We start from the raw sequence: 25,024 nt of genomic DNA, 5'->3' as shown, positions 1-25,024 counted from the left end.
CCCCTCGAAACTGTTCAGCGTCGGCGACCGCGAACCACCAGGACGATGCCGGTCGCCAGCGCCACCGCGGCGACGGCCGGCGGCGCGGCCCGGCGCACGGCCGCGCTGTCCCGCAGCCGGGTCCACACGTCGGTCGCGCTGTCCCGCAGCCGGGCCCGCACGTCGGCCACGCTGTCTTGGAGCCGCGCCCGCAGGTCGGCCTTGGCGGCCAGCGCCTCGACCGTCTCGCCCAACTCCGCGCGGGTCCGCTCGATCTCCGCCCGCAACTCCGGCTCGATGCTCATGAGCGCCGTCCCTCCTGGGCCGCGGCCCGCACCGTTCGTACGTCCGCCTGCACCTCACCAATCGCTTGCTCGGGCAGCGGCGGCGTCGCGCGCTTGAGCTGACCGCGGCCGATCAGCGCGGCCACACCGGCGGCCGCGACGACCACCGCCATCACGACCAGCACGGACAGCCACAGCGGCCAGGCCAGATCGAGCAGAACGACCGCGAGGGTCAGCAGCAGCGCGAGCCCGTAGAGCGCCAGCACCGCGGCGGCCCCGAACAGGCCGCCGCCGAGCCCGGCACGCTTCCCCTTCTCGGCGAGCTCGGACTTGGCCAGGGCCAGCTCATCGCGCACAAGTGTCGCTATCTGCGCGGTGGCCTGATTGACCAGTTCCGAGGTCGGCGTTGAAGTAGATGTAGTCACGAGATTCGAGGTGCCCACCGCACGGACGGGCAAACCCCGTTTACCTCCATCCACATCGGGTATCCTGCCGCCCTTATGTCTGATTTGAACCGATCCCGGTCGGCTCTCGGTTACCGCCCGGCGCTCGATGGTCTCCGGGCCTTCGCCGTCGCCGCCGTCGTGCTGTTCCACGCCGGGGTCGGCGGCGTCGGCGGCGGTTTCCTCGGCGTGGACACGTTCTTCGTCCTCTCCGGCTTCCTGATCACGTCCCTGCTGCTCGCGGACCGATCGAAAATCACCACCTTCTGGGTACGCCGAGCGCGCCGCCTGCTGCCCGCCCTGCTGGCGACCCTGCTCGCCACCGTGGTCGCCGGGCGGTTCCTGCTGGCCGGCGACCCGGACGCGCTGGGCCTGCTGCGCACCGACGCGTTCGCCGCCCTCGGCTATGCCGCGAACTGGCGGATGATGTTCCGCGGCACCGGGTACGCCGCCGCCACGGCGACCGCCTCGCCCCTGCAGCACACCTGGTCGCTCGGCATCGAGGAGCAGTTCTACCTGCTCTGGCCCCTGCTGGTGGCCGGCCTGCTGACCTGGCTCGCGGCCCGCCGGGCGCGCGCGGCGCTGCTGGCGTTCTGCCTGGCCGGCGCGGCCGGGTCGCAGGTGCTCTGCGTCGTCCTGTACCGCCCGGACGCGATCGGCCGCGACTACTACGGCACCGACACCCGGGCGCAGGCCCTGCTGATCGGCGCCGCTCTCGCCGCGCTCGGCGGCGCGTCCCTCCCCCGGCGGCTCGGCCTCCCGGCCGCCCTCGCCGCCGGGCTCACCCTCTGGCTGTGGCACGCCGCCGACGACCACGCCGCTTGGCTGTACCACGGCGGGCTGACCGTCGCCGCGCTGGCCACCGCCGTGGTGGTCGCGCATGTGATCGCCGAGCCGCACGCCCCGATCGCCCGCGCGCTGAGCGTGCCGCCGCTGGCCGGGCTCGGGCGGATCTCGTACGGCGTCTATCTCTGGCATTGGCCGTTGTTCTGTTTCGTCACCGCGGATCGCACCGGGCTGTCCCGCTGGCCGCTGCTGGCCGTGCGGCTGGGCGGCACGCTGGCCGTCGCGCTCGTCAGCTACTACGCGATCGAGCAGCCGATCCGCCGCGGCGCGCTCGGGCGCCACCTCCCCCGGCTGGTGCCGAGCGCCGTCACCGCGAGCGCGCTGGCCGCGATGGTCGCGGTCATCGCCGTCGCCGCCACCCCGCCGCCGCCCGCGCGGCCGGTCGCCGCCGCGCCGCCGGTGGTCGTCGAGCCGCCGAGCGTCGCCCGGCAGCCGGCCGCGGCGAACCGGAAGGTCAATCCGATCGAGGCCCGCGACGACCTGACCGAGCGGCCGCACGAGCCACGGGTCACCTTCTTCGGCGACTCGGTCTCCTGGGTGATCGGCACGTATCTGCCCGCCCACCCCGGCCTGTGGACCAGCGTCCGCGCCATCCAGGGCTGCGGCATCGCGACCCTGCCGGACATCCTCGAGCAGGGCACACCGCACACCAACTACCCCGGCTGTACGTCGTGGCCGGCCCGCTGGCAGCGCGGTATCGATCAGGACCGGCCCGATGTGGCGGTCATCGAACTCAACCGGTGGGAGCTGATGGACCGTCGCTACCAGGGCAGCTACCAGCACGTCGGCGAGCCGGGCTACGACGCCTACCTGATCGGGCAGTTGCGCGCCGCGATCGGGATCGCCGGCTCGCGCGGGGCCGCCGTGGTGCTGCTGACCGCCGCGTACACCCATCGCGCCGAGCGGCCCGACGGCAGCCTCTACCCCGAGGACCAGCCGCAGCGCGTCGACGCGTGGAACCGCCTGCTCCGTACGGTCGCGGCGGAGCGCCCCGATCAGGTGTCCGTCCTGGACATCGACCCGCTGGTCTGCCCCGGCGGCAGGTTCACCTGGCGGATCGGCGGCCTGCGGGTCCGCAGCGACGGCCTGCACTACACCCCGGAGGCGGTCCAGCGGCTCATCGCGCCCTGGTTGCTGCCGAGGCTGGCGCGCATCGCCGAGCAGCAATGAACCCGGCGATCCGGGGTAAGCGTGAGTCATGACGGTGACGGTGGAGAAGCGGGAGAAGACCTTCTTCGGGCAGCCGCGGGCGCTCGCCAACCTGTTCGGCGTCGAGCTCTGGGAACGGTTCTCGTTCTACGGCATGCAGGGCATCCTGCTGATCTACCTGTACTACGAGGCCGGCCGCGGCGGCCTCGGCATCGATCAGGACACCGCGACCAGCATCGTCGGCGCGTACGGCGGGTCGGTCTATCTGGCCACCGTGATCGGCGCATGGCTCGCCGACCGGATGTTCGGCCCCGAGCGGGTGCTGTTCGGCAGCGCGATCCTGGTCATGTGCGGTCACCTCGCGCTCGCGCTGATCCCCGGGCTGACCGGGGTCGCGATCGGACTGATCCTGATCGCTCTCGGCAGCGGCGGCGTGAAGGCCACCGCGACCAGTATCGTCGGCACCCTCTACGGCGAGCACGACCCGCGCCGGGACGCCGGGTTCTCCCTGTTCTACCTCGGCATCAACCTCGGGGCACTGCTCGGCCCGCTGCTCACCGGCCTGCTCCAGCAGGACGCCGGCTTCCACTACGGCTTCGGCGCCGCCGCGGTGGGCATGGCGATCGGGCTCACCCAGTACGCGCTGAGCCGCCGCAACCTGCCCGGCTCCGCGCGTACGGTCGCCAACCCGCTCCCCCGCCGCCGGCTGCCCCTGGTCGTGGCGCTCGCCGGGGTGGCGATCGTGCTGATCGCCGTGCTCGCGCTGACCGGGCTGCTGCCCGCCGCGCACCTGTCCACGATCGTCGTGCTGCTGAGCATCCTGGTGGCGATCGCCTACTTCGCGGTGATCCTGTCCAGCCACCGGGTCGATGGCACGGAACGCCGCCGGGTGTTCGCCTTCATCCCGCTGTTCATCGCGAGCGCCGCGTTCTGGTCTCTCTACCAGCAGCAGTTCACGGTCGTCACGATCTACTCGGACAAGCGGCTGGACCGGGACCTGTTCGGCTGGACGATGCCGGTCTCCTGGGTCCAGTCGATCAACCCAGTCATGATCATCGTCCTGTCCGGCGTGTTCGCCGCGATCTGGCTGCGCCTCGGCGACCGGCAGCCGTCCACGCCGGTCAAGTTCGCGGCCGGCACGATCGTGATGGGCATCGCGTTCCTGCTGTTCCTGCCGTTCGCGGGCAGCGGCCCGAACAGCGTCCCGCTGCTCGGGCTGACCGGCATCATCCTGGTCTTCACCATCGCCGAGCTGCTGCTCTCCCCGGTCGGCCTGTCGGTGTCGACCAAGCTCGCGCCGGCCGCCTTCCGGACCCAGATGGTCGCGCTGTTCTTCCTGTCGGTGGCGCTCGGCACCGCGCTCTCCGGGACGCTGGCCGGCTACTACAGCGAGGACCACGAGACGGCGTACTTCGGCATCCTGGGCGCGATCGCGATCGTGATCGGCCTGCTGCTCTGGCTGATCAGCAAGCCGTTGCAGCGGCTGATGAGCGGTGTGCGGTGAAATTTTCCCGCCCGAGCCCGTAACCGCCAGCCGGCCTCCGTCGTTGAACCGGCCGATGTACGGCGGACCCCCCTCCCGCCCGATCGGCCGGCCCTCGGGCCGATCGGTGCTGCTCGCCTCGTGCGCGATCGTGGTCGTGATCGCGCTGCTCGCCGTGCTCCCGGCCCGGGCCGGCGCCGGCCTGCTGGCGGCCTGCTCGGGCGCCTTCGGCGTGGCCATGATCCGAGCGGTCCTGACCGGGCGGTCGGCCGGTCCGCGATTCCGGGCCCTTGCGCTGGCCGGCGGCATCCTGCTCACCGCCGTGATCGGCGCGGCGAGCGGGATCGCCGTCCTGGTCGCCCCCGGCGTCCGGGTCGCCGGGGTGCCATTACCGGCCGAGATCCCGCTGGTCGGCCTGTTCTTCGTGGCCGGCGCCTGCCTGCCGGCGATCCTGCGGCCGCCGCAGCGCCGCGACCTGCTGGCCCGGCTGCGCCTGACGCTGGACGCGATCGGCGTCGCCGCCTGCCTGATCTTCCTGCCCTGGCTGTTCCTGTTCGACCACCGCGGCGGCGCGGTCACCGCGCTCATCTTCGGCGGCGCCGCGGCGGCGACCGTGGCAGTGGCCGGCGTGCACGCGATCCGGCACCGTTCGGCGCTGCGCTGGTGCGCGCCGGGAGCCGCGCTGTCGCTGGTCTGCCTGGCCGCGTTCACGATCGGTCAGGACTTCACCGGCCAGCCGAACGCCGTCCTCGCCGCGATCGCGGCCGGTCTCGCGAGCACCGTTGCCGCCGCGCTGATGTGGCACGGAACGACCCGGATCCGCCCCGACGCGCGGCCGATCCCGCCGGCCGGCAGCGAGCCCTCGGCCGGCTTCCCGCTGCTCACCCTGCCGGTGCTCGGCGCGGCGCTGATCACGGTCTACCACCTGGTCAACGGCGGCCGGCTGGACGCCATGTCGATCGTCCTCGGCAGCACCGCGATCGCCGCCGTGGGCGCCCGTGAATGGGTGTCGGCGATCGCCCTGCGCCGGCACGCCGACCATCTCACCGTGCAGGGCAACCGGCTGCGCAGCCTGGTCTTCGGCTCGGCGGACGTGGCGATGGTGCTGGACGCCGACCTCGCGGTGCGCTGGCAGTCGCCGGCCGCGGCCCGCCAGTTCGGCCTCTCCGACCAGGACGTGCTGGGCCGATCGGCGACCGCCCTGGTCCATCCCGATCAGTCCGACGCCGTGCACGCCGCCCTGACCGTCCGGATGGCGGGCCGGGCCGACGCCGGGAGCCTCGCCGTCCGGCTGCGCGACGGCTTCGGCGCCTGGCGGGACACCGAGTGGACGACCGACGGCGCGGACCCCGCCGAACCCGGGGAGAGCCTGGTCGTGCACGTCCGCGACGTGAGCAACGTCCGCAGTCTCGAACGGGCGCTGCAGGAGACGACCCATCTCGACCGGCAGACCAGCCTGGCCAACTCCGACGGGCTGCGGCGGGCGAGCGAGCTGATCCCGGACGCGGGCGCGCTGATCGTGATCGAGCTGGGCGGCCTGACCGCGATCGCCGACCTGCACGGCCCGGACCTGGCCGAGGTGGTCGTGGTCGAGGCGGCCGGCCGGTTGCGGGCCCGGGTGACCGGCGGCGACGTGCCGGCCCGGCTGGGCGAGCACCGGTTCGCGGTGCTGACCCGCCGCGGCGCGGTCCGGGCCCATCTGCTCGCCAGCCAGCTGGTCAACGCGCTGTCCGCGCCGTACGAGATCACCGGCACGGTCGCCCACGTGTCCGGCTGGGCCGGGCTGACCGATCTGGTCCCGGACGCCGGCATCGACGAGGTGATCCGCCGGGCGACCCTGGCGGTGCGCTCGGTCCGGTCCGAGCCGCCGGGCGCGGTCGACTGGTACGAGGAGCAGATGGAGGCCCGCCTGCTGCGCCGCTCCACACTGGAGCAGGACCTGCCCGGCGCGGTCGCGCGCGGCGAACTCCGGCTGACCTTCCAGCCGATCGCCGAGCTGACCGGCGACCGGCCGGCCGGCGTCGAGGCGCTGCCCGCCTGGCGGCATCCGGCACTCGGCGCGGTCCCCGCCGGCGAGCTGCTCGCGCTGGCCGAGGACCTGGGCCTGCTCGGCCGGATCGGCGACTGGGCGCTGCAGCAGTCCTGCCGCCTGCTGGCCGGCTGGCGCCGTCAGCACGAGGAGCTCTGGCTGGCCCTCGCCATGCGCCCGCGCGGCCTCGCCGACGCCTCGTTCCAGGCGTCCCTGCGGACCGCGCTGGAGCTGTACCGGCTCCCGCCGGCGGCCCTGGTGATCGAGGTGACCGAGCAGGACCTGCACGAGGATGTCGCCGCCGAGCTGGGCCGGCTGCGCGCCGACGGCCTCCGCACCGCGGTCGACGACTTCGGGGCCGGGCCCACCTCGCTGAGCCGCCTGCGGGTGCTGCCGATCGACCTGCTCAAGATCGATCGGAAGGTGTTCGACGAGGCCGGCATGTTCCTGGAGGTCACCATGACGCTGGGCCGCCGGCTGGGCGTCGAAGTGATCGCCGGCGGCCTGCGGGAGCCCGGTGACCTGGAGACCGTACGCGCGGCCGGTTGCCGGCTCGGCCAGGGCGAGCTGCTCGGGGCGCCGATGCCGGCCGAGCACCTCGAGGCCTACCTCGAGCAGCACCGCGGCTCCCGCCGCCGGTCGTGAGGCGGGTGCGGGCCTCAGCGCACCCGCACGCCCGCGCGGAACACCGCACGTACCGCGGTGAGCGCGGCCGGATCGGCCAGCGGATCGCCGTCCACCGCGAGCAGATCGGCGTCGTAGCCCCGTGCGACCCGGCCCTTGGTGTCGCCGAGCCAGCACGCCCGGGCGGCGAGCGAGGTGACCGCGCGCAGCGCCTCGGCCGGTGGGTCGCCGAGCAGCGTCGTCATCATCGCCGGACCGAACCGCAGGACGTCCGCCGGTTTGGTCGGCGCGATCCCGGAATCGCTGCTGCACACCAGCGGGATCTCGGCCGTGCGCAGGTCCCGGAAGACCGCGAGCAACAGCGGCAGCATCTTGGCGATCCGCGGCGGCGGCGCGATGCCCGGCGCCGACCGCAGCGCGATGGTCGCACCGATCGGGATGCCGGCCCGCGCGACCGCCTCGACCACCACCGGATCGGCCGCGGCGCCGTCGGCGGTCATGAAGGTGCCGTGTTCGACCATGTCCACCCCCGCCGCGACCGCGTTGGCGATGCCGCCGGCGCCGTGCGCGTGCGCGGTCGCCGGCAGGTCGTGCCGGTGCGCCTCGTCCACCGCCGCCCGCAGCTCGGCGATCTCGAACGGCGGCACGTGCGACGCGGTGCCCGCGGTCAGCTCGCCGCCGGTGGCCATCAGCTTGATCACGTCGACGCCGCGCTCGGCGTGCTCGCGCACCGCCGCGCGGATCGCGTCGACGCCGCCGATCGCCTCGCCGCCCAGGTACCAGCAGTGACCGCGATCGGTGGTGATCGGCGGACCGGCCGCGAGGATCCGCGGCCCGGCCGTGGGGTCGGCGGCCAGCTCGTCCCGCAGCTTGACCGCCAGGTAGCCGCGATCGCCCAGGTCGCGGACGGTGGTGATGCCGGCGGCCAGCGCGCTGCGGGCGCGGGCGCGCATCGCGACGAGAACGTCCGCGTCGCTCGCCCCGTCCAGATGCCCGACCGGGTCGGCGCTCGCGTCGAAGACGAGGTGGGCGTGCGAGTCGATGAGCCCGGGCAGCAGCGTCGCCGTGCCCAGGTCGACCACTTCCGCGCCGGCCGGTGGCTCCGTGCCGGACCGTACGGCGAGGATCCGGCCATTTTCGATCAGCACCAGCGGGCACTCGACCGCGGCGGCGTCGACGCCGTCGAAGAGGCGGCCGGCTCGGATGGCGAGCATGAGCACATCAGACCGGGTGCGCGCGGAATTGTCGATCGGGTGGCCGTCGCATTCAGCCGACCGTGCGCGTTGATTGTGGGGACGGCCGTCCGCTGGGGAATGCTGTCCGCCGCCGCGATCGGGCGGGTCGTCGCCGCGGCGATCCGGGATCTGCCGGCTGCCGAAACTCGCCCGGACGCTGGTGACCGACGGCGCGATCGGCCGGCTCGCGCACATCCGCGCCGCGCTCGCCGGCGACGTGCCGCCCGGCGACATCCGCCGGATCGGCCGGCTCGGCGGCGGGGCCGTGCTCGATCTCGGCTGCCACCGCGTCAGCGCGATCCGGCTCTTCGGCGGCGAGCCGCTGCACGTCGCCGCCGACCAGGTAACCGACCCGGCCGAGGGCGCCGCCGGGTCGGACCTGCGGCCGGCCGCCACGCTCGCGCTGTCCGGCGACGTCCTGGCCCAGTTCGACGTGGCGCTCGGCTTCCCCGCCGCGACGAGCTCGAACTGATCGGGACGCACGGCCGGATCACCATTCCCGATCCGTGGATCTGCCGCTTCGGCCACGTCGAGCCGGACCGCCACGGCCACACCGAGCGGCTGCTGGCCGACCCGACCGGAAAGCGCCACCTCGCGCCCGGCCCGGACAGCACCGACGCGTACCGGCTGGAGTTCACCGCGGCCTCGCACGCGATCGAAACCGGAGACGAGCCGCCGTTCCGTTCGGCCGCGCCGACGCGATCGCCCAGGCCGCCGCGATCGAGGCCGTCCGCGAGGCCGCCCGCACCGGCGCCCGGGCCACGCCCGCCCGGTGACCGCTCAGAACTCCAGGTACATCAGGTGCAGACCGACCCGCCCGAGCGCCGGATGGGCGAAGGCCCGCGGCACCGTGCCGAGGATCCGGAACCCCAGCCGCTGATAGAGCTCGACCGCCGGCCGGTTGCTCTCGGCGACCGCGTTGAACTGCATGCCCGCGTACCCGCCGGCCCGCGCCCAATCGATCGCGAAGCGGCACAGCGCGGTCCCGGCACCCCGCCCGCGCGCGTCGGCCGCCACCATGAAGCTCGCGGTCGAGACGTGCGAACCCGGCCCCGATCGGTTGGGACCCATCTTGGCCGTTCCGACCACCCGATCGCCCTCGGTCGCGACCACGGTCAGCCCGGGCGGCCGCTCGATCCAGACGGCCCGCGCGTCGTCCTCGCTCATCTCCGGGTCGTAGACGAACGTCTCCTGGGCCCGGACGACGTCGCGGACGATCGCCCAGACCGCCGGCCAGTCGGCCGCTCGAAACTCGCGTACCCGCACCGCCGAACCGTAGCGGCTGGGATCGGTGGTCGCACCGGCGACCACCGATCCCGGCACAGCGTTACAGCGATCGCTGATAGGTGCGGTAGGCCCGCGCCGCCAGCCATCCCATCAGCAGGGCCAGCGCCGCCAGCAACCCGACCCGCTCGAACACCAGCCCCCAGTCGGGCGTGGCGCGCAGCGCCTCCCGGCTGGCCACCGCCGCCCAGTCGACCGGGTTGAACCGAGCCACCCGGGCCACCCAGCCCGGCATCAGCTCCGGCGCGATCATGATCGAGGACAGGAACGCCAGCGGCAGCACCAGGAACTGCGCCACCGCGATCAGCGCCTCCTGCTGGCGCACCAGCAGGGCGACCGCGTTGGACAGCCCGGCGAACACCATCGCGATCAGAATCGCGCACAACAGGACCACCAGCAGCCCGGCGCTCCCGCCCGGATACCGCGCGCCGGCCGCCAGCCCGGTCCCGAACATGATGAGCGACTGAACGATCGTGATCAGGGCCTGATGGGTCAGCCCCGCGACGACCAGGGCCGGCCGCTTGATCGGCGAGGTGAGCGTCCGGTCCATCACCCCGCGCTCCATGTCCTGCACGATCGCGGTGCCCGCCCAGCCGGCGCTCATCATCGCCGTCATCACGACCACGCCCGGGGTGAGGTAGGCGAGGTAGTCGCCGCCGAACCCCGGCAGCTCGGCGATCCGCCGGAACAGCTGCCCGAAGAGCAGCAGCCAGACCATCGGCTGCACCAGCGTGAACAGCAGGTACGCCGGCTGACGCGACAGCGTCCGCAGCGACCGTCCGGTCAACAGTCGAGCATGCGTGATCGCGGCCGTCATGCCGCCACCGCCTCGGACGAGCGGGACGCATCCGTTCCGAGCCGGTCCGCCTCGTCGAAGCTGCGGCCGGCGTAGTGCAGGTACACGTCGTCGAGCGAGGGCTGCGCGACACTGATCGACGCCAGCGCGACGCCCGCGTACTCCAAGGCGGCCAACGCGGTCGGCAGCACGGCCGCGCCGTTGCCGACCCGCGCGTGCAGCGCCCCGCCCTCGGTGACGACCGTGCCGACGCCCGGGAGCGCCTCGATGGCCGCCCGGGCCCGATCGGCGTCGGCCGGCCGGGCGAGACCGGCCCGGATCGTGTCGCCGCCGAGCTCGGTCTTGAGCTCGTCCGGCGTACCGGTCGCCACCACCCGGCCGGCGTCGACGATCGCCAGCCGCGCCGCCAGGTGGTCGGCCTCCTCCAGATAGTGCGTCGTGAGCAGCACGGTCAGCCCGTCCTCCCGGGCCAGTCGCCCGATCTCCGCCCACAGGTCGAGGCGCGCCTGCGGGTCGAGCCCGGTGGTCGGCTCGTCCAGGAACAACACCCGCGGCCGGTGCATGAGCCCCATCGCCACGTCGAGCTTGCGCTGCATGCCGCCGGACCAGGTGCCGGCCCGCCGGCGACCGGCTCCGCTCAGGTCGAACCGGTCGAGCAACGACGTGGCCCGCGCCCGGGCGTCCCGGGCCGAGGCGCCGTGGATCCGGCCCTGGAGCACCAGGTTCTCGAGACCGGTCGCGACCGGGTCGAAACCGGGTTTCTGCGACACGTACCCGATCAGCCGGCGCACTCGATCGGGCTGCCGGACCACGTCGATGCCGTGCACCCGCGCCTGGCCCCGATCGGGTCGGGCGAGCGTGGTGAGAATGCGAACGGTCGTGGACTTCCCGGCGCCGTTCGGGCCGAGCAGCCCGAAGACGATGCCGGGCTGGACCGTGAAACTCAGGCCGGTCAGGGCGTGCACGGTCCTGCCGTACGTCTTGCCCAGCTCCACCGCCTCGATGGCGGGTTCCGGTAGGTACATCATGCGCTCTGCGCTCCTTCGCAGGGAGGCGTGAGCTACCGTGTTGCTGCGGGCACGCACGGTCGCTCGGCCGCCTCGGTCGACAATTCCGGTGTGTCATCCGTGGCCGCGGTGTTGGCGCACCGCGGCCACGGCTGTTCCCTAGGTGCGGGTCGTATCGGTGGGGATGAACAGCATGCGGGCGACCAGGACCATCATCAGGACGACCCCGCCGACGATCGCGAGCCACGACCACAGCCAGCCGACGGTGAGCGTGAGCAGCACGAACCCGGCCAGCGCGACGATCCAGACGATCACGGTGTAGATGCCGAACCGGGCCGCGGCCGACGGATCCTCGGTGAACCGGTTGCCGACCGCGGCGTGTGACTCGGCCATCCGCATCACCCACTGCTTGTGCCGGTTGGTCTGCGTCGCGCCGAGATAGCTCAGGAGCCCGGCGCCGGCCAGCACCGGCGCGATCCCGCCGAGCACCCAGCCGATGCCGCCGCCGCGCACATACAGCCACCCGCAAGCGAGCCCGGCCAGCACGAGGAACACGCCCACGCCGTAACCGGCCGCACGATCGGCCGGCATCGGGTGGTTGCTGGTCGTCTCCTGCCGGAGCGCGTCCGCGGTCACCGCGCCCACCGCGAGCGCGACCACGAACGCCGCCACCGCCTCGGCCGCGAGCGGAACGCCCCCGGCCGTCGCGGCCAGCGCCAGCACGGCCGTCGCGGTCACCCCGACCGCCGAGAGCAGGACGGTCCGCAGCACGAAATCCGGTCGCGGCCGCACCCTCGGCGGCAGCGCCTGGCCGGACGAGTCGGTGCCCTCCAGGATCGTGCGCACGTCGCCGAGCTCGCCGATCGCCTGGCGCGCCGCCGCCTCCGCGGCCATCCCGCCGGCCTCGAGCTCGGCGGCGCGAGCGATCAGGTTCGCTCGCACCTCCTCCTTCAGGTCCTGCCGCTCGGGGGTCATCTCGATCCCCATGAACGCCTCGTCGAGCAGACGGTGCACGTCGGTGTCATGCGAGTTGGTCACGATGACCGCCTTCCCGGTGCCGAGTCGCCGGCCTTCTGGTCGAGGTCGAGCAGGGAGTCGATGAGGTCGCGGGTGAGCGCCCAGGCCGCCACGTTCCGCCGATAGACGGCCCGCCCGGCATCGGTGATCTTGTAATACTTGCGCCGGCCGCCCTGGCTCTCGTCGCCCCAGTAGGCCTCGATGAGCCCGTCCTTCAGCAGCCGCCGATAGGTCGCATAGAGAGTCGCCTCTTTGATCTCGTGCCGCCCCCCGGTCGCATCCCGGATGCGCTTGAAGATCTCGAAGCCATACCGGTCGTCATCGCGCAGCACCCCCAACACGATCGTGTCGGTATGCCCCCGCAACAGGTCGGCGGCGAACACATCCTCCATCACGCCGACTACTGTATCAGGTCCAGTACCTGACGCGACAGAGCTCTCCGCCGGGGACCTTTATCCGTCCCGCCCCGAGATCGACAATCGGACTACGGCTCAGCGAAGGGTCTCGTACGGGCCGGCTTGCCCGACCAGATCCCGGAACCGCGCGGCGGCCGGCCCGAGCGTGCGATCGGCCCGCCAGGTCAGGCCGACCACCCGCTCGGCGCCGGGAGCGGACACCGGCAGCCCGACCGTCCCCGACGCGCCGGCGAACTGGGACGGCACGAGCGCGACCCCGAGCCCGGTGCCGACCAGGCCCTCGACCGTCGCGAGGTCGCCGATCTCGAAGGCGACCCGCGGCACCACCCCGGCCGCCGCGAACAGGTCGTCCACCAGCTCCCGGAAGCCGAACCCGCCCGGAATGGTCACGAAGTCCTCCCCCGCCACGTCGGCCAGCCGGGCGTTGCGGCGCGACGCCAGCCGGTGACCGGGCGGGACGATCAGCACGAGCCGCTGCCGTTGCAGAGCGATCCACCCGTACGGCCCCTGCGGTGGTCCCGCGGTGACCGCCAGCTCGCTGACCCCCGACGCGAGGTCGCGCAGCATCTCGTGGCCCGGCTCCTGGCGCAGCTCGATCCGCATCCGGGGCGCCCGCCGCCGCACGTCGTGCAGGATCCGCGGCACCAGCGACGTGGCCATCGAGTCGAGGAACGCGAGCCGCACCGTCCCAGCCTCGGGATCGAGCAGCCCGGACAGGTCGCGCCGCAGCCGGTCGTACCGGTCGACGATGTCGCGGGCCGCCGCCAGCGTCAGCTCGCCCAGCGGATTCGGATGCGCGCCCCTGGCATCCCGCTCGAACAGCCGCGCCTCGACCTCGCTCTCGATCCGCGCGAGCAGCCGGGACAGCGTCGGCTGGCTGAGGCCGAGCGCCGTCGCCGCCTCGGTGACGTGGCGATGCTCACCGAGCGCCAGCAGGGCCCGCAACTCCTCGATCTCCATGACCAGACATCATACGTACGGCGTATTGAAAGCACCTTTCTTATGCATTGGACGTATGCACTCGGAACGCGGACCGTGGCGGGAGTGATCGGATATCGCGCCGGGGAGCCCGGCTACCGCCGCGTCGTGCTCGCCCTGTTCGCCGCGGGCTTGGCGACGTTCGCCCTGCTCTACAGCGTTCAGGCCCTGCTGCCCGAGTTCGCCGGCACGTTCCACGTCACGCCCGCGCAGAGTTCCTGGTCCCTGTCGCTGGCGACGATCGGACTCGGCGTCACCCTGCTGGTCACCGGCCCGCTGTCCGAGCGGATCGGCCGCACCCGCCTGATCCACCTGTCGCTGAGCCTGTCCGGGCTCGCCGGGCTCGCCTGCGCGGCCGCGCCCGGCTGGCACGCGCTCCTGGTCCTACGGCTGCTGCAAGGCGTCACGCTGGCCGGCCTGCCCGCGGTCGCCACCGCCTATCTGCGCGAGGAGTTGCACGCCGAGACCCACGCGCGGGCGGCCGGCCTGTACATCGGCGGGACCGCGCTCGGCGGGATGGCCGGCCGGCTGATCACCGGCGGGGTCGCCGAGGCGCTCGGCTGGCGGTGGGCGCTGGCCGCGGTCGCCGCCGTCGGACTGGCCTGCGCCGCCGTCGTGGCCGCGCTGCTGCCGGCGTCGCGCAACTTCGTCGCGCGGCCGACCGCCGTGATGACCCGCCGCGCGCTCACCGACCCTGCACTTCTGATCCTGTACGCGATCGGAGCGTGCGCGATGGGCGCGTTCGTGTCGGTGTACAACGCGATCGGTTTCCGGCTCACCAGCACCCCGTTCGCGCTGGGCGCGGGCGCGGCCGGCGCGGTGTTCCTGGTCTACCCGCTCGGCACGCTCAGTTCCGCGCTCGCCGGCCGCCTGGCCGACCGCTACGGCCGGCGCGCGGTGCTGCCGTTCGGATGCGCGCTCACCGCGATCGGCTTGCTGCTCACGCTGCCCGACCGTCTGCCGTACGTGATCGGCGGCCTGGCCGTGATGACCGCCGGCTTCTTCGTCGTGCACGGCGTGGCCAGCGGCTGGGTGCCGGTCCGCGCCCACCTCGGTGGCGTACCGGCCGGCCAGGCGGCCTCGCTCTACCTGGTCGCGTACTACGCCGGCTCGTCGGTGTTCGGCAGTCTTTCCGGCGTCGCATGGACGCTGGGCGCGTGGCCGGCCGTGGTCCTGCTGGCCGCCGCGTTCGTGGCGCTCAGCAGTCTCCTGGCTGCCGCCCTCCGACGCATCCCGGCTCTGACGCCCGCTCCGCCACCGACGGCCACCGGCCCCGCCGCCACGAACGGGACGCTGACGAGCCCGCCCGCGACACCGACGAGGGCGTGAACCCCGACACACTCACGCCGAGCGAGATACTCGCCAGCAAGATACTCGCGTGGCGAGATACTCGCGTGGCGAGATACTCGCGCGGCGAGAGAAGCGGGCGCCGTGCGCCGACGTCCGCGGAGCGGTGCGCCACGCGCTCGAGCGTCTCTTGGTGCGCGCCGCGGTGGTGGCGTGGCTAGCGCGACGAGGACGTCGGGGAGGGCCGCCGGGTCACGCCCACCGGGTAGACCTCCGCGGAGTGCCGCGGGCGCCGCGACCGGGTGCGCAGCCGCCAGGTCAGGGCCAGCACCACCACCAGCGCGGTGGCCAGCACCCCCAGGCGTACGGGAATGGTTGCCATGAAGGACCCACCACCGGAGCGCGCCTTGGCCATCAGGTCCTGGTTGTACGGCACGCCGCCGGGCAGTTTCGCGGCCGCCGGGGCGGACGCGGCCGGGGTCACCGCGGTCCGCAGCAGGCCCGACTTCTGCAGCAGCGGCAGCTGACCGGTGGTGATCGCTTCCGCCCGTTCGGACAGTTTGCGCACCGCGGCGTTCTTCGTGGTGGCGCGCACCGTGGTCGCCACCGGCAACAGGTCGCTGTCCAACGACCACAGATAATTCACGAAGTACGCGTCGAAAACCGATCCGGTGTGCTGCCGCAGCGTCGCCAACTGGGCCTTCTCGTCGGCCGGCAGCGGATCGGTCAGCGTCAGCTTCAGCGTCGCGGCGGTGGTCCGGGCGAGCGTGCCGAGCTGCGCGTCCTCGGTGTCGACCCGAGCGGCGAGCGTCTTCACCGCGGCGGCCGCGCTCATGTCCTTGGCCAGCGCGGCGGCCGGCGCGACGCCGAGGACCGTGTCGTGCACGCGCCGGACGAAGTCGAGATCGAGCGTGCTGGCCGCGCCGTCCTTCGCCTCCGCGTGTGCCGCCACCGGCGCCGAGGCGAGCAACAGGGCCGCCGCGAACAGGGTGAGGGCGGTTCCGGTGCCAGGCCTCAAAACGGTTCTCCCCACGCTCGACTGAGCCCGGTTCGGGCGGGAGGCAGTCTAGGGACCGATGCTATGAACACCGCCGAACTTACGACTCCTCTAAGGAAATCATGAGGTTTACGGCGAAGCCGGGCACGGCGGCGTGACGCTCAGCAATCGGGCCGGCACACCAGGGGCAGGAAGATCTGGTCGAGGATCTCGGCGAAGAGCCGGTCGGCGGCGGCCTCGTCGAGGACCTGCCACGCGCCGGGACTGCGCAGGCCCTCATAGCGGATCAGGTTGAGCGGCAAGGCGGCCACCCGCTCGGGCAGATCGGCGGTCGGGATCTCGCCGCGGGCGGCCGCGTTGCGCAGGATGGGGGTGATGACCTCGGGAAGGGTGGCGAAGACCTCGCCGCCGAACTCGGGCATCTCGGAGAGCAGGCCGTACAGCAGCTCGGGCGTGTAGTGCCGGGCCCGGGCGGCCATCGCGCGCAGCACGGCGAGGTAGTCACCGCGCAGCGAGCCGGTGTCCGGCACCTCGGGCACCAGCGGGCCGAGGGCGTGCCGGATCGCGGCGACGGTCAGCCGTACCCGGTTGGGCCAGCGGCGGTAGAGCACCTGTTTGCCGGTGTGCGCCCGGGCGGCAACGCCTTCGACGGTCAGCCGCTGGTAACCGTTCTCCCGGATCTCGGCCCACGCCGCCTCCAGGATCGTGGCCTCCAGTTCTTCCCCGCGGCGCCTGCTCGGCACGGCGCACCGCCTTCCTGAGAACCCTGAGAAGAGACGTTGCGTCTCTTACGACCCGAGCCTACCATTCCGACTTAGAGACGCATCGTCTCTTATTCGGGAAAGGGAAGCCCATGAAACACCGAGAGACCAGCCCGCTGGTCGTGGCGCTGGTGATCGTCCTGGGGCTGATCGCCCCGCTGCTGGACACCACGATCGTCAACGTGGCGATCCCCACGCTGCGCCGGGACCTGGGCGCCACGGTTTCCACCATCCAATGGGTCAGCACCGGATATCTGCTGGCCATGGCGATGGCGATCCCGGTGACCGGGTGGGCGTCGCGACGGTTCGGGGCTCGCCGGGTCTGGCTGGCCGCGCTGTGGCTGTTCCTGACCGGTTCGGTGCTCGCCGGCCTCGCCTGGAACACCGGCTCGCTGATCGGTTTCCGCGCGCTGCAGGGCATCGCGGCCGGCCTGCTCATCCCGATCATGCAGACGCTGCTGATCGGGGGCGCCACCGGCGGCGCGGGCGGCGGCGCGCGGATGCGGAACATGATGGCGCTGGTCAGCCTGCCGGCCCTGCTGGGACCGGTGTTCGGACCGGTGATCGGCGGCCTGATCGTCAACCACATGTCCTGGCGGTGGATCTTCTACGTGAACCCGCCGATCTGCCTCGCCGCGATCGTTCTGGCCACGGTCTTTCTGCCGCTCGACGCCGGCCACCGCACCCATCGGCTCGATCTGATCGGTCTGCTCCTGCTCTCCCCCGCTCTGGCCGGCATCGTGTACGGCCTGAGCGAGCTCGGCAACCGCGGTGGCGTCGCCCATCCGGCCGTCCTGCTGCCGCTCATCGGCGGAGCGGTCCTGCTCGGCGTCTTTCTCCGGCAGGCCCTGCGCGCGGCCGAACCCCTGGTCGACCTGCGGCTGTTCAAGGTGCGGACGTTCTCGGCGGCGAGCGTGCTGATGTTCCTCACCGGGATGGCGTCGTTCGGCGCGCTGCTGCTCCTGCCGCTGTACTACCAGCAGCTGCGCGGCGACAGCGTGGTCACCGCGGGGCTGCTGATGATGCCGCAGGGAGTCGGCATCGCGCTGTCCCGGGCCGTCGCCGGGTTCGCCGAACGGTGGGGCGCCCGCGTGGTGGTGCTCACCGCGGTGCTGCTGTCGATCGCCGGGACGCTGCCGTTCGCCTTCGCCGGGCCTCACACCAGCCCGGTCCTGCTCGCGGGCGCCCTGGTCGTCCGGGGCGCCGGGCTGGGCACGGTGATGATGGCGGTGCTGTTCGGCGCGTACGACGGACTGGCCGAGCCGCAGGTCCCGCACGCCAGCACCACCACCCGGATCATGCAGCAGCTGGGCGGGTCGTTCGGCACCGCGATCCTGGCCGTGCTCCTGCAGCGCGGGCTGGCCGCGCACGCCGCCGACCCGGCGGTCGCGTTCGATCACGCCTTCGCCTGGTCGATCGCGCTGAGCCTGCCCGCCCTGATCGCGGCGTTCTTCGTGCCCGGACGTAAGAAGTCCGGTGTTGCGGGGGCGGCGGGCGATCGTGCGCGGATGGGTGGCCGCCCAGTCGTCGCGGATCGGCGTTGAGCGACTCCGAGTGCAGCCGGCCTACGCCCGGACCGCCACGAAATCGTTCACCAATGGCCACCGACGAGCTCGATGGAGTGGATCCGATCGGCGGTCTCCGGCGCCTGATGCGTCGTGATCAGCTCGTCCGCCTGGCAGCTCTTCGCGAAAGCGGTCAGATATTCGGTCACCTCGTCGGCGGTGCCCACCGCGGTGTACCGCGTCATCGAGGCCAGCTGCGAGCCCTGCGGCGAGGCCAGGAACTCGTCGATCTCGGCGTCGGTGAAGTTGCCGCCGAGCGGGCCGCGAGCGATGAAGGCCCGGGTCCGCGCGCGGTAGGCCACCCGCATCTGCTCCACGGCGCGGTCGTGCTCGCCGGCCGCGAACACGTTGACCCCGGCGATCACGTACGGCTGGGCAAGCTGTTCGGACGGCCGGAAGGTGTCCCGATAGGTGTCCACCGCCCGGTGCAGGGCGTCGGGAGCGAAATGCGAGGCGAAGGCGTACGGGAGTCCGAGGCGCGCCGCGAGTTGGGCGCCGAACAGCGACGATCCGAGGAGATACAGCGGGACGATCTCGTCGGCCCGTGGCACTGCCTGCACGCCCGGCACCCGGGTGTGGCCGCTCAGGTAGCCCTGCAGCTCGAGCACGTCGTCGGGGAAGGTGTCGGCCGAGGCCGGGTTGCGGCGCAGGGCGAGCATCGTGTTCTGATCGCTGCCGGGCGCCCGGCCGAGGCCCAGGTCGATCCGGCCCGGGTGCAGCGCGGCGAGCGTGCCGAACTGCTCGGCGATCACCAGCGGCGAGTGGTTGGGCAGCATGATGCCGCCGGCGCCCAGCCGGATCGACTCGGTGTGATCGGCGACATGCCCGATCAGCACGCTGGTCGCCGAGGAGGCGATGGTCGGCATGTTGTGGTGCTCGGCGTACCAGACCCGGCGGAAACCGCTGCGCTCGGCGGCGCGGGCCAGCTCGACGGAGGCGGCGAAGCTGTCCTTGGCGGATTGGCCGCGCCGGATCGGCGCGAGGTCGAGCAGGGAGAGAGCTACTGACACGATCCGACAGTAGCTCTCCGCGGGCGAGTCGATCGGCGCGCCGGCCGCCATGAGCCGCAGCTCACGCCGGCCGGTCAGCCGAGCCGGCCGTCGAGGGCCGCCGCCTCAGACCCGCGACAACGCCCGGTCGCTCACCACGCACTGCATGCCGAACTGCCGCGCCCGGCGGACCGCGAAGTCCGTCAGCCCCGGCGTGTCCGCGTAGTCCAGCGCGTACAGGTCCAGCTGCAACCGCAGCAGTTGCTCGGCGATCTGGGCGTGGAACTCCAGCACGTCCGGCGGCCACGGCGCGTAGCCGTCGTCCGTCCAGCGCGCCGAGAACGACTCGAACACCACCCCGTCGACCAGTTCGGCGAGCCGGGGCAGCATGCCGAAACCGCGGTTGGCCAGCAGGTAGCCGTCCCCGACCTCGGCGCGCAGCGCAGCCACCAGCGTGAGCAGGTGCGGCACGTCCTCCGGGAAGGTCAGCTCCACGTTCAGCGTGTCGAGGAACAGCCCGTCGAAGCCCGCCTCCTTCGCCGCCCGCGCCTGCCCGACCACGTGCTCCACCCACTGCGGGTGTCCGACATGGACGAACGAGCCGCCCCAGTCGGGGTTCTTCTCGGTCCGCTGCCACGGCGCCGGGGGCCCCTGGTCCTCCGACAGCGACAGGTAGCCGAGTGTCTGCACCCCCTCGCCGGACAGGTACTTCAGCTCGGCCGGCGTGTAGAAGTCGGGTTGCAGGACGACCCGCGGGTACTCGGCCAGTTCGATGAGATGGCCGTTGCCGTAGTAGAACCAGATCGGCGGCGTGTCGCTCATGCTGTGCCCTCCTTTGGCATGCCCTTCTGGCCCTCGCCTGCGGCCTGGGCGGGCAGCTTGCGGAGGTGCCGCTCGGTGCAGGCGGTCATGCCGGCCTCCCCTGCGACGCGTACCAGGCGTAGGTGGACAGGACGCCGTCCTCGAGCGACACCTTCGGCTCGTACCCGGTCAGGTCGCGCAGGCGGGTCAGGTCGGGGCAGCGGCGGGTCACCGAGCCGCGCGGCGCCGGCGAGGCCTTGATGGTCGCGCCCGAGCCGGCCACCCGCAGGACGAGCTTGGCGAGATCGCCGATGTTCGTCTCGCCGCGATCGTTGCCGATGTGCACGATCTGACCGGCCGCCTCGGGGGTCGCCATCAGCCGCACCATGGCCTCGACCGCGTCGTCGACGTGGCAGAACGCTCGGAACTGATCGGCACCGGGCACCCGGAACGGGTCCTCGCCGGCCCGCGCGCGCAGCGCCATCTCCGGGATGACGTGGTCGGCGCCCATCCGAGGGCCGTACACGTTGTGGAACCGGCCCACGACCGCCTCGAAGCCCCGGGCCCGGGCGGTGTGCAGGAAAGCGGCTTCCCCGAGGAGTTTGCTCACGGCGTACGCGAATCGGGGTTGGGTGATGTCGGAAATCATCGTGGGCACGTTCTCGGCGGTGGGCACCGCAACCACGCCCGCGTCGACCCCGCCGGCGTAGACCTCGCTGGTGGAGGCGAAGAACACCCGCTCGCCCGGCGCGACCCACTCGACCGTGTGCATGGCCACCAGCGTGTTGACCCGCACCACGCGGGCCGGATCCTGCTCGACGTTGCGCACGCCGACGACCGCGGCGAGCAGGTAGATCTGGTCCCAGCCGTGCGGGAGCGCGGCATACGTGGCCGGATCGGTGAGGTCGGCCGAAACGATCCGGACGCGATCGTCGGCGCACACGGCCGCCAGCTCGGCGTCCCGGCGGCCGCGCGAGAAGTCGTCCACAATGGTCACTTCGCACCCGTCGGCGGCGAGCCGGCGGGCCAGATGCAGGCCGATGAACCCGGCGCCGCCCAGCAGCAGAACCTTCATGCCAGAGCCTTTCCCGTACGCGGAAGGTAGCCGAGAGCCGCATAGCGGATGCCGGCCGCGGCGATCGCCGGGCCGTCCAGCACCCGCCACGAGTCGTAGATGAGCGCCGGGCGGCCGGCGCCGAGCACCTCGGTAACCTCGATCGCCCGGTAGTCGGGATGGTCGTTGATGACCAGGATGGCGTCGCTGTCGGTGAACGCCTTGTCCAGGCTGATCGGCTCGCCGCCGTACTGCCGGATGACGTCGTCGTGCACCATCGGGTCGTGGCCGGTCACGGTGATCCCGGCGGCCGAGAAGATCGGCATCATGGCGGCGATCGGCGTGCCGCGCATGTCGTCGGTCGGCGGCCACCCCTTGTACGCCCAGCCGAGCACGGCGAGCCGGGCGCCGCGCGTCGCGCCCCGCAGTTCCTGAAGCTGCCGCACCACCGTCTCGGCCACGTGGACCGGCAGGAACTCGTTCAGCTCGCGGGCCTTCCCGACCAGGAACGGCCGGTACCCGCCGGAGCTGTCCAGCATGATGTACGGGTCCTTGGAGAGGCAGCCGCCGCCGACGTAGCCCGGCTTGGACAGGTCGGGCCGCGGGTAGCCGAGGTTCGCCGCCCGGATCACCTCGAGCGGGTCCAAGCCGTGCTGCTCGGCGATCAGCGCGATCTCGTTGCCGAACGAGTAGATCAGATCGGTGTGGCAGTTGTTGGAGAGCTTCACCATCTCAGCCGTCTCCAGCTCGGACACCTCGACGACGGTGTTCACCAGCCCGCGGAAGAACTCCGCCCCGGCCCGCCGGCTCGCCTCGTCCAGCCCGCCGACCACCTGCGGCAGCTCGACAAGCTCGCGCAGCGCCTGGCCCTGGATGGTCCGCTCCGGCGCCATCACCAGCCTGACGTCATCGCCCCACGCGGCGCGCAGTTCGGGCAGCACCACCCGGCGGCTCGTGCCGATCGGCACCGTGCTGCGGACGACGACGAGCGTGCCGGGCCGGCAGGTCGCCGCGACGCTCCGGGCCGCGGCCGCCAGGTTGGCCAAGTTCGGTCGGCGCGTGGACTCGTCGACCGGTGTCGAGACACTGATGACGGCCACGTCGACGGTGTCGCGCGGCAACTCGGCGGCGACGTGGATGCCGCGGCCGATCCGGGCCGCGAAGATCTCCGCGACGCCCGGCTCGAAGATGTGCGAGCGGCCCTGCGACAAGCTGTCGATCACCCTGGGCGACACGTCGGCGCCGTGCACGACGAACCCCTTGTCGGCCAGCGCCGCGGTCAGGGTGAGCCCGACGTAGCCGAGCCCGACGACCCCGATCGTCTGAGGCATTCTTCTCCTCCGGTTCCGGTTAGGCGCCGCGTGCGGGACACGGCGGGGTGGTGCGGTCGAGACCCAGCACGGTGACCGTGCCGGCGAAATGTTCGGTCGCGTACCGGGCGCAGGCCGCGCGCACGTCGGCCGGCCGGGTGGCGTAGTCGACGCCGAGCACGAACTTCCCCGCGGCGCGCAGCGCACGGGTCTCGGCGAGGTTCTCCGCGCAGTAGTCCTGGGCGCACCGCTCGTCGGTGGCCTCGTAGAACAGCTCCTCCATGCCGATGCCGTCGATCGCCGCGGTGTATCCCCGCTGGTGGCGCAGCTCGGGCGAGTTCTGCGGGACGATCAGGAAGCCGGGCCGGGCGGCCTTGGCGTACCGGCTGATCCGCACGATCAGTGCGGCCATGTCGCGCGCCAGGGCGGCACGGTCGCGGCCTTGCGTCGCTTTCAGATCGATTTGCTCGTACGCGAGCGGGGTGTCCAGATAGACGCCGTCGAACCCGGCGCGCAACGCCCGGTCGACCCGGGGCCGCACGACCATCGACCACCAGCGCGGATCGTAGTAGCGGGTGAAGTACTCGCCCGGCCACTCCGGCCACGCGTTGGCGATCAGGTCGGGCGCCGCCCGGTGCAGCTGCGAGTACTCCGGCCGGAAGTTCTCGATGCTGCCGATCTCGAAGTAGGCGAGTACGCGCTTTCCCGTGGCGCGGACCCGGGCGATCTCCGCGGCGGTGAAGTAGTCCGCGGCCGCGTCCCGGGCCAGGTCGACCACGATCAGCTGGTACGGCCCGCCGGCCAGCCGATCGAGCCGGCCGCCCGGATAGTCCTGCAACTGATACGCCCAGTCGCGGATGCCGAGCAACGGCGCCGTGGCCGCGGGTGGGCGCGTGACCGGCGGCGCGGGCGTGGCCGTGCGCGGCGACGCCGCCGAGGCCGTGGCCGGTGGCGTGGCGGTGAGCGGCGACGCTGCGGTGGGCGGCGAAGCGGGCGTGCGGGTCACCACGACGACGACCGTGACGGCGAACGCCACGACCACCGCCGCCGCGGCGACCATCCCCGCCGTACGCCATGAACGGGTCATTTCGAGGTTTCGGCGGCCCAGATGTCCTTGATGGACTCCGCCAGGTCGTGGGCGGGCGCCCAGCCCAGGTCACGGCCGGCGCGCGAGATGTCGGCCCGGATCCAGTCGACCGCGGCCGACCGCTGCGGACCCGCACCGGCCTCGTGCACCCTGCCCGTCCAACCCGCCTCGGCCGCGAGCAGCCCGACCGCCTCGCGCACGGTCACCGCCCGGCCGCTGCCGGCGTTGTAGACGCGACCGGGCACCTCCGGCGCCAGCACGATCGCGCGGATGAGCGCGGCCACGTCCCGGACGTCGACGAAATCCCGGTACGCGCCGAGCGGCCCCAGCGTGATCTCCGCCGACCCGATGGCAAGCGCTTCCCTGATCCGCAACGCCGCCCGGCCGAGCACGTTCTCGGCCGGCTGACCGGCGCCGATCGGATTGAACACCCGCACGGCGACCGCGTCGACCTCGCCGGCCAGCGCGAACAGCCGGGTGGCCGCCAGGTGACTCACCCCATAGGCGCCCACCGGCTCGGTCCGATCGTCCTCGGCCACCGACCGCCCGTGCGGCACGACGCCGTACTCCCCCGCCGAGCCGAGCCGGACCAGGCGGGCCGACGGCGCGGCCGCCGCCACCGCCTCGAGCAGCCTCGCCGCCACCATCGTGTTCGCCCGCACCAGTTCCTCGGCGCAGCCTGTGAGCGCTCCCACGCAGCACACCACGGCATCCGGCGCCGCCTCGGCGATCACCCCGGTGAGCTCGGCGACGTCGCCGTGGACCAGGTCGTGCCGGTCCCGGCCGGGGCAGACCACCTCGCCGATGTCCGCCAGCGCCGCGCGCACCCGGCCGCCGATGAACCCGGACGACCCGAACAGCAGGACGCGCCTCATACCGGCTCGCCCTCCCGCTGCCGCAGCAGCTTCCCCCGGTTCTCCTCGAAGCTGCGGTTGGCCTCGTCGTAGTCCTCGGGCCGGCCGATGTCGAGCCAGAACCCCGCGAACGGGTACGTGGCCGGGTTCTCGCCGCGGGCCAGCAGGTCCAGCACGAGCTGGTCGAAGCCGAACGACCGGCCGGGCGGGTACGGCGCCAGCGTCCGCCGGGACATCCCGTACACGCCCATGCTCACCTGATAGCGCAGGTCGGGCTTCTCGCGGAAGCCGACGACACGCGACGCCTCCACGTCGAGCACGCCGAACTCGATCCGGTGGGTGCGCTCGGCGATCGCCACGGTCAGTCCGCTCCCGCTGAGAGTGTGCTGGTTCAGCAGGTCGGCGTAGTCCAGGTCGGTCAGCACGTCACCGTTCATCACCAGGAACTCGTCGGGCAGCTTCTCCTTCAGCGCGAAGAGTGGGCCCACCGTCGACAGTGGCCGGTCCTCCTCGATGTAGTCGACGGTCAGGCCCCAGCGCGATCCGTCGCCGACGAAGGCCTTGATGAGCGGGCCGAGATGGTTGATCGCGAGGACCACCGACGTGAACCCGCAGCCGGCGAGCTGGTCCAGGACGATCTCGAGGATCGCGTGCTTGTCACCGATGGGCATGAGCGGCTTGGGCAGTGTGGTCGTGTACGGCCGCAGCCGTACGCCCTTGCCGCCGGCGAGAATGACCGCTTGCATCGC

24 protein-coding genes are annotated in these 25,024 nt (G+C 72.7%); 6 read left to right on the top strand and 18 right to left on the bottom strand.

Going from position 1 to position 25,024, the window contains the following annotated elements; all coding sequences use genetic code 11:
* Positions 1-14: 14 nt before the first annotated feature.
* The gene (locus IH26_RS0117005) at positions 15-284 is read right to left on the bottom strand and encodes a DUF3618 domain-containing protein (protein WP_030437182.1); all 270 of its coding nucleotides are present in this window, start codon (positions 282-284) and stop codon (positions 15-17) included.
* Positions 281-706 (bottom strand): phage holin family protein, encoded by a 426-nt coding sequence (locus IH26_RS0117000; protein ID WP_051808215.1) that lies wholly within the window; start codon positions 704-706, stop codon positions 281-283. The genes IH26_RS0117005 and IH26_RS0117000 overlap by 4 nt, the downstream gene beginning before the upstream one ends.
* Positions 707-763: 57 nt before the next feature.
* Between IH26_RS0117000 and IH26_RS0116995 the strand changes: the two genes are divergently transcribed.
* The 3 genes from IH26_RS0116995 to IH26_RS0116985 are packed head-to-tail and all read left to right on the top strand — an operon-like array spanning position 764 to position 6,858.
* Complete coding sequence (locus IH26_RS0116995; protein WP_030437180.1) at positions 764-2,722, top strand: SGNH/GDSL hydrolase family protein; 1,959 nt, start codon at positions 764-766, stop codon at positions 2,720-2,722.
* A 28-nt stretch (positions 2,723-2,750) separates the two neighbouring features.
* Positions 2,751-4,205, top strand: coding sequence for a peptide MFS transporter (locus IH26_RS0116990; RefSeq protein WP_030437179.1), 1,455 nt, complete (start codon positions 2,751-2,753; stop codon positions 4,203-4,205).
* A 55-nt stretch (positions 4,206-4,260) separates the two neighbouring features.
* Complete coding sequence (locus IH26_RS0116985; protein WP_051808214.1) at positions 4,261-6,858, top strand: EAL domain-containing protein; 2,598 nt, start codon at positions 4,261-4,263, stop codon at positions 6,856-6,858.
* Between the two features lie 14 nt (positions 6,859-6,872).
* Here the strand turns inward: IH26_RS0116985 and IH26_RS0116980 are convergent, their stop codons facing one another.
* Positions 6,873-8,051 (bottom strand): amidohydrolase family protein, encoded by a 1,179-nt coding sequence (locus IH26_RS0116980; protein WP_030437177.1) that lies wholly within the window; start codon positions 8,049-8,051, stop codon positions 6,873-6,875.
* A 181-nt stretch (positions 8,052-8,232) separates the two neighbouring features.
* Between IH26_RS0116980 and IH26_RS53625 the strand changes: the two genes are divergently transcribed.
* Positions 8,233-8,544, top strand: a complete 312-nt coding sequence (locus IH26_RS53625) for a Gfo/Idh/MocA family protein (RefSeq protein WP_051808213.1) — start codon at positions 8,233-8,235, stop codon at positions 8,542-8,544.
* Positions 8,545-8,852: 308 nt separating this feature from the next.
* Here IH26_RS53625 and IH26_RS0116970 read toward each other — a convergent pair whose 3' ends face one another.
* From IH26_RS0116970 to IH26_RS0116945, 6 genes are all read right to left on the bottom strand, one after another.
* On the bottom strand, positions 8,853-9,338 hold the full coding sequence (locus IH26_RS0116970) for a GNAT family N-acetyltransferase (protein ID WP_030437176.1): 486 nt from the start codon (positions 9,336-9,338) through the stop codon (positions 8,853-8,855).
* Positions 9,339-9,399: 61 nt separating this feature from the next.
* Positions 9,400-10,173 carry an ABC transporter permease gene (locus IH26_RS0116965; RefSeq protein ID WP_030437175.1) on the bottom strand — a complete coding sequence of 258 codons (774 nt, stop codon included), beginning with the start codon at positions 10,171-10,173 and terminating at the stop codon, positions 9,400-9,402.
* Positions 10,170-11,180: an ATP-binding cassette domain-containing protein gene (locus tag IH26_RS0116960; RefSeq protein WP_342668285.1), complete on the bottom strand. Its 1,011-nt coding sequence runs from the start codon at positions 11,178-11,180 to the stop codon at positions 10,170-10,172. Before IH26_RS0116960 ends, IH26_RS0116965 begins: the two co-directional genes overlap by 4 nt.
* A gap of 138 nt (positions 11,181-11,318) precedes the next feature.
* A complete protein-coding gene (locus IH26_RS0116955; protein WP_030437173.1) occupies positions 11,319-12,197 on the bottom strand; it encodes a permease prefix domain 1-containing protein in 879 nt (292 codons plus the stop codon).
* A complete protein-coding gene (locus tag IH26_RS0116950) occupies positions 12,194-12,568 on the bottom strand; it encodes a PadR family transcriptional regulator (RefSeq protein WP_034215444.1) in 375 nt (124 codons plus the stop codon). Before IH26_RS0116950 ends, IH26_RS0116955 begins: the two co-directional genes overlap by 4 nt.
* Before the next feature lie 99 nt (positions 12,569-12,667).
* Positions 12,668-13,552: a LysR family transcriptional regulator gene (locus tag IH26_RS0116945; protein WP_030437171.1), complete on the bottom strand. Its 885-nt coding sequence runs from the start codon at positions 13,550-13,552 to the stop codon at positions 12,668-12,670.
* Between the two features lie 84 nt (positions 13,553-13,636).
* On the opposite strand from IH26_RS0116945, the gene IH26_RS0116940 reads away from it, so the two are divergent.
* Positions 13,637-14,899: an MFS transporter gene (locus IH26_RS0116940; RefSeq protein ID WP_051808212.1), complete on the top strand. Its 1,263-nt coding sequence runs from the start codon at positions 13,637-13,639 to the stop codon at positions 14,897-14,899.
* 175 nt (positions 14,900-15,074) lie between these two features.
* Here IH26_RS0116940 and IH26_RS0116935 read toward each other — a convergent pair whose 3' ends face one another.
* Positions 15,075-15,875, bottom strand: a complete 801-nt coding sequence (locus IH26_RS0116935; protein ID WP_030437169.1) for a DUF4142 domain-containing protein — start codon at positions 15,873-15,875, stop codon at positions 15,075-15,077.
* Positions 15,876-16,015: 140 nt separating this feature from the next.
* Complete coding sequence (locus tag IH26_RS0116930) at positions 16,016-16,597, bottom strand: TetR/AcrR family transcriptional regulator (RefSeq protein WP_030437168.1); 582 nt, start codon at positions 16,595-16,597, stop codon at positions 16,016-16,018.
* Positions 16,598-16,707: 110 nt separating this feature from the next.
* On the opposite strand from IH26_RS0116930, the gene IH26_RS0116925 reads away from it, so the two are divergent.
* Positions 16,708-18,159, top strand: a complete 1,452-nt coding sequence (locus IH26_RS0116925) for an MDR family MFS transporter (RefSeq protein WP_051808211.1) — start codon at positions 16,708-16,710, stop codon at positions 18,157-18,159.
* Positions 18,160-18,206: 47 nt separating this feature from the next.
* Here IH26_RS0116925 and IH26_RS0116920 read toward each other — a convergent pair whose 3' ends face one another.
* From IH26_RS0116920 to IH26_RS0116890, 7 genes are all read right to left on the bottom strand, one after another.
* Positions 18,207-19,190, bottom strand: a complete 984-nt coding sequence (locus IH26_RS0116920; protein WP_030437166.1) for an LLM class flavin-dependent oxidoreductase — start codon at positions 19,188-19,190, stop codon at positions 18,207-18,209.
* Between the two features lie 105 nt (positions 19,191-19,295).
* Positions 19,296-19,991 (bottom strand): endo alpha-1,4 polygalactosaminidase, encoded by a 696-nt coding sequence (locus tag IH26_RS0116915; protein WP_030437165.1) that lies wholly within the window; start codon positions 19,989-19,991, stop codon positions 19,296-19,298.
* Positions 19,992-20,076: 85 nt separating this feature from the next.
* Positions 20,077-21,045, bottom strand: a complete 969-nt coding sequence (locus tag IH26_RS0116910; protein ID WP_030437164.1) for an NAD-dependent epimerase/dehydratase family protein — start codon at positions 21,043-21,045, stop codon at positions 20,077-20,079.
* Entirely contained in the window at positions 21,042-22,355 is a 1,314-nt protein-coding gene (locus IH26_RS0116905; protein ID WP_034215440.1) for a nucleotide sugar dehydrogenase, read from the bottom strand. Before IH26_RS0116905 ends, IH26_RS0116910 begins: the two co-directional genes overlap by 4 nt.
* A gap of 19 nt (positions 22,356-22,374) precedes the next feature.
* Positions 22,375-23,421: a glycoside hydrolase family 191 protein gene (locus tag IH26_RS53620; RefSeq protein WP_245665249.1), complete on the bottom strand. Its 1,047-nt coding sequence runs from the start codon at positions 23,419-23,421 to the stop codon at positions 22,375-22,377.
* Entirely contained in the window at positions 23,418-24,296 is an 879-nt protein-coding gene (locus IH26_RS0116895; RefSeq protein ID WP_030437161.1) for an NAD-dependent epimerase/dehydratase family protein, read from the bottom strand. Before IH26_RS0116895 ends, IH26_RS53620 begins: the two co-directional genes overlap by 4 nt.
* A complete protein-coding gene (locus tag IH26_RS0116890) occupies positions 24,293-25,021 on the bottom strand; it encodes a sugar phosphate nucleotidyltransferase (protein WP_030437160.1) in 729 nt (242 codons plus the stop codon). Before IH26_RS0116890 ends, IH26_RS0116895 begins: the two co-directional genes overlap by 4 nt.
* Positions 25,022-25,024 lie beyond the last annotated feature (3 nt).

The organism is Actinoplanes subtropicus, assembly GCF_000721705.1.
GTDB classification, from domain to species: domain Bacteria; phylum Actinomycetota; class Actinomycetes; order Mycobacteriales; family Micromonosporaceae; genus Actinoplanes; species Actinoplanes subtropicus.
Note: the sequence above shows the minus strand (reverse complement) of the source record. Positions and strands in the feature narration are given on the sequence as shown.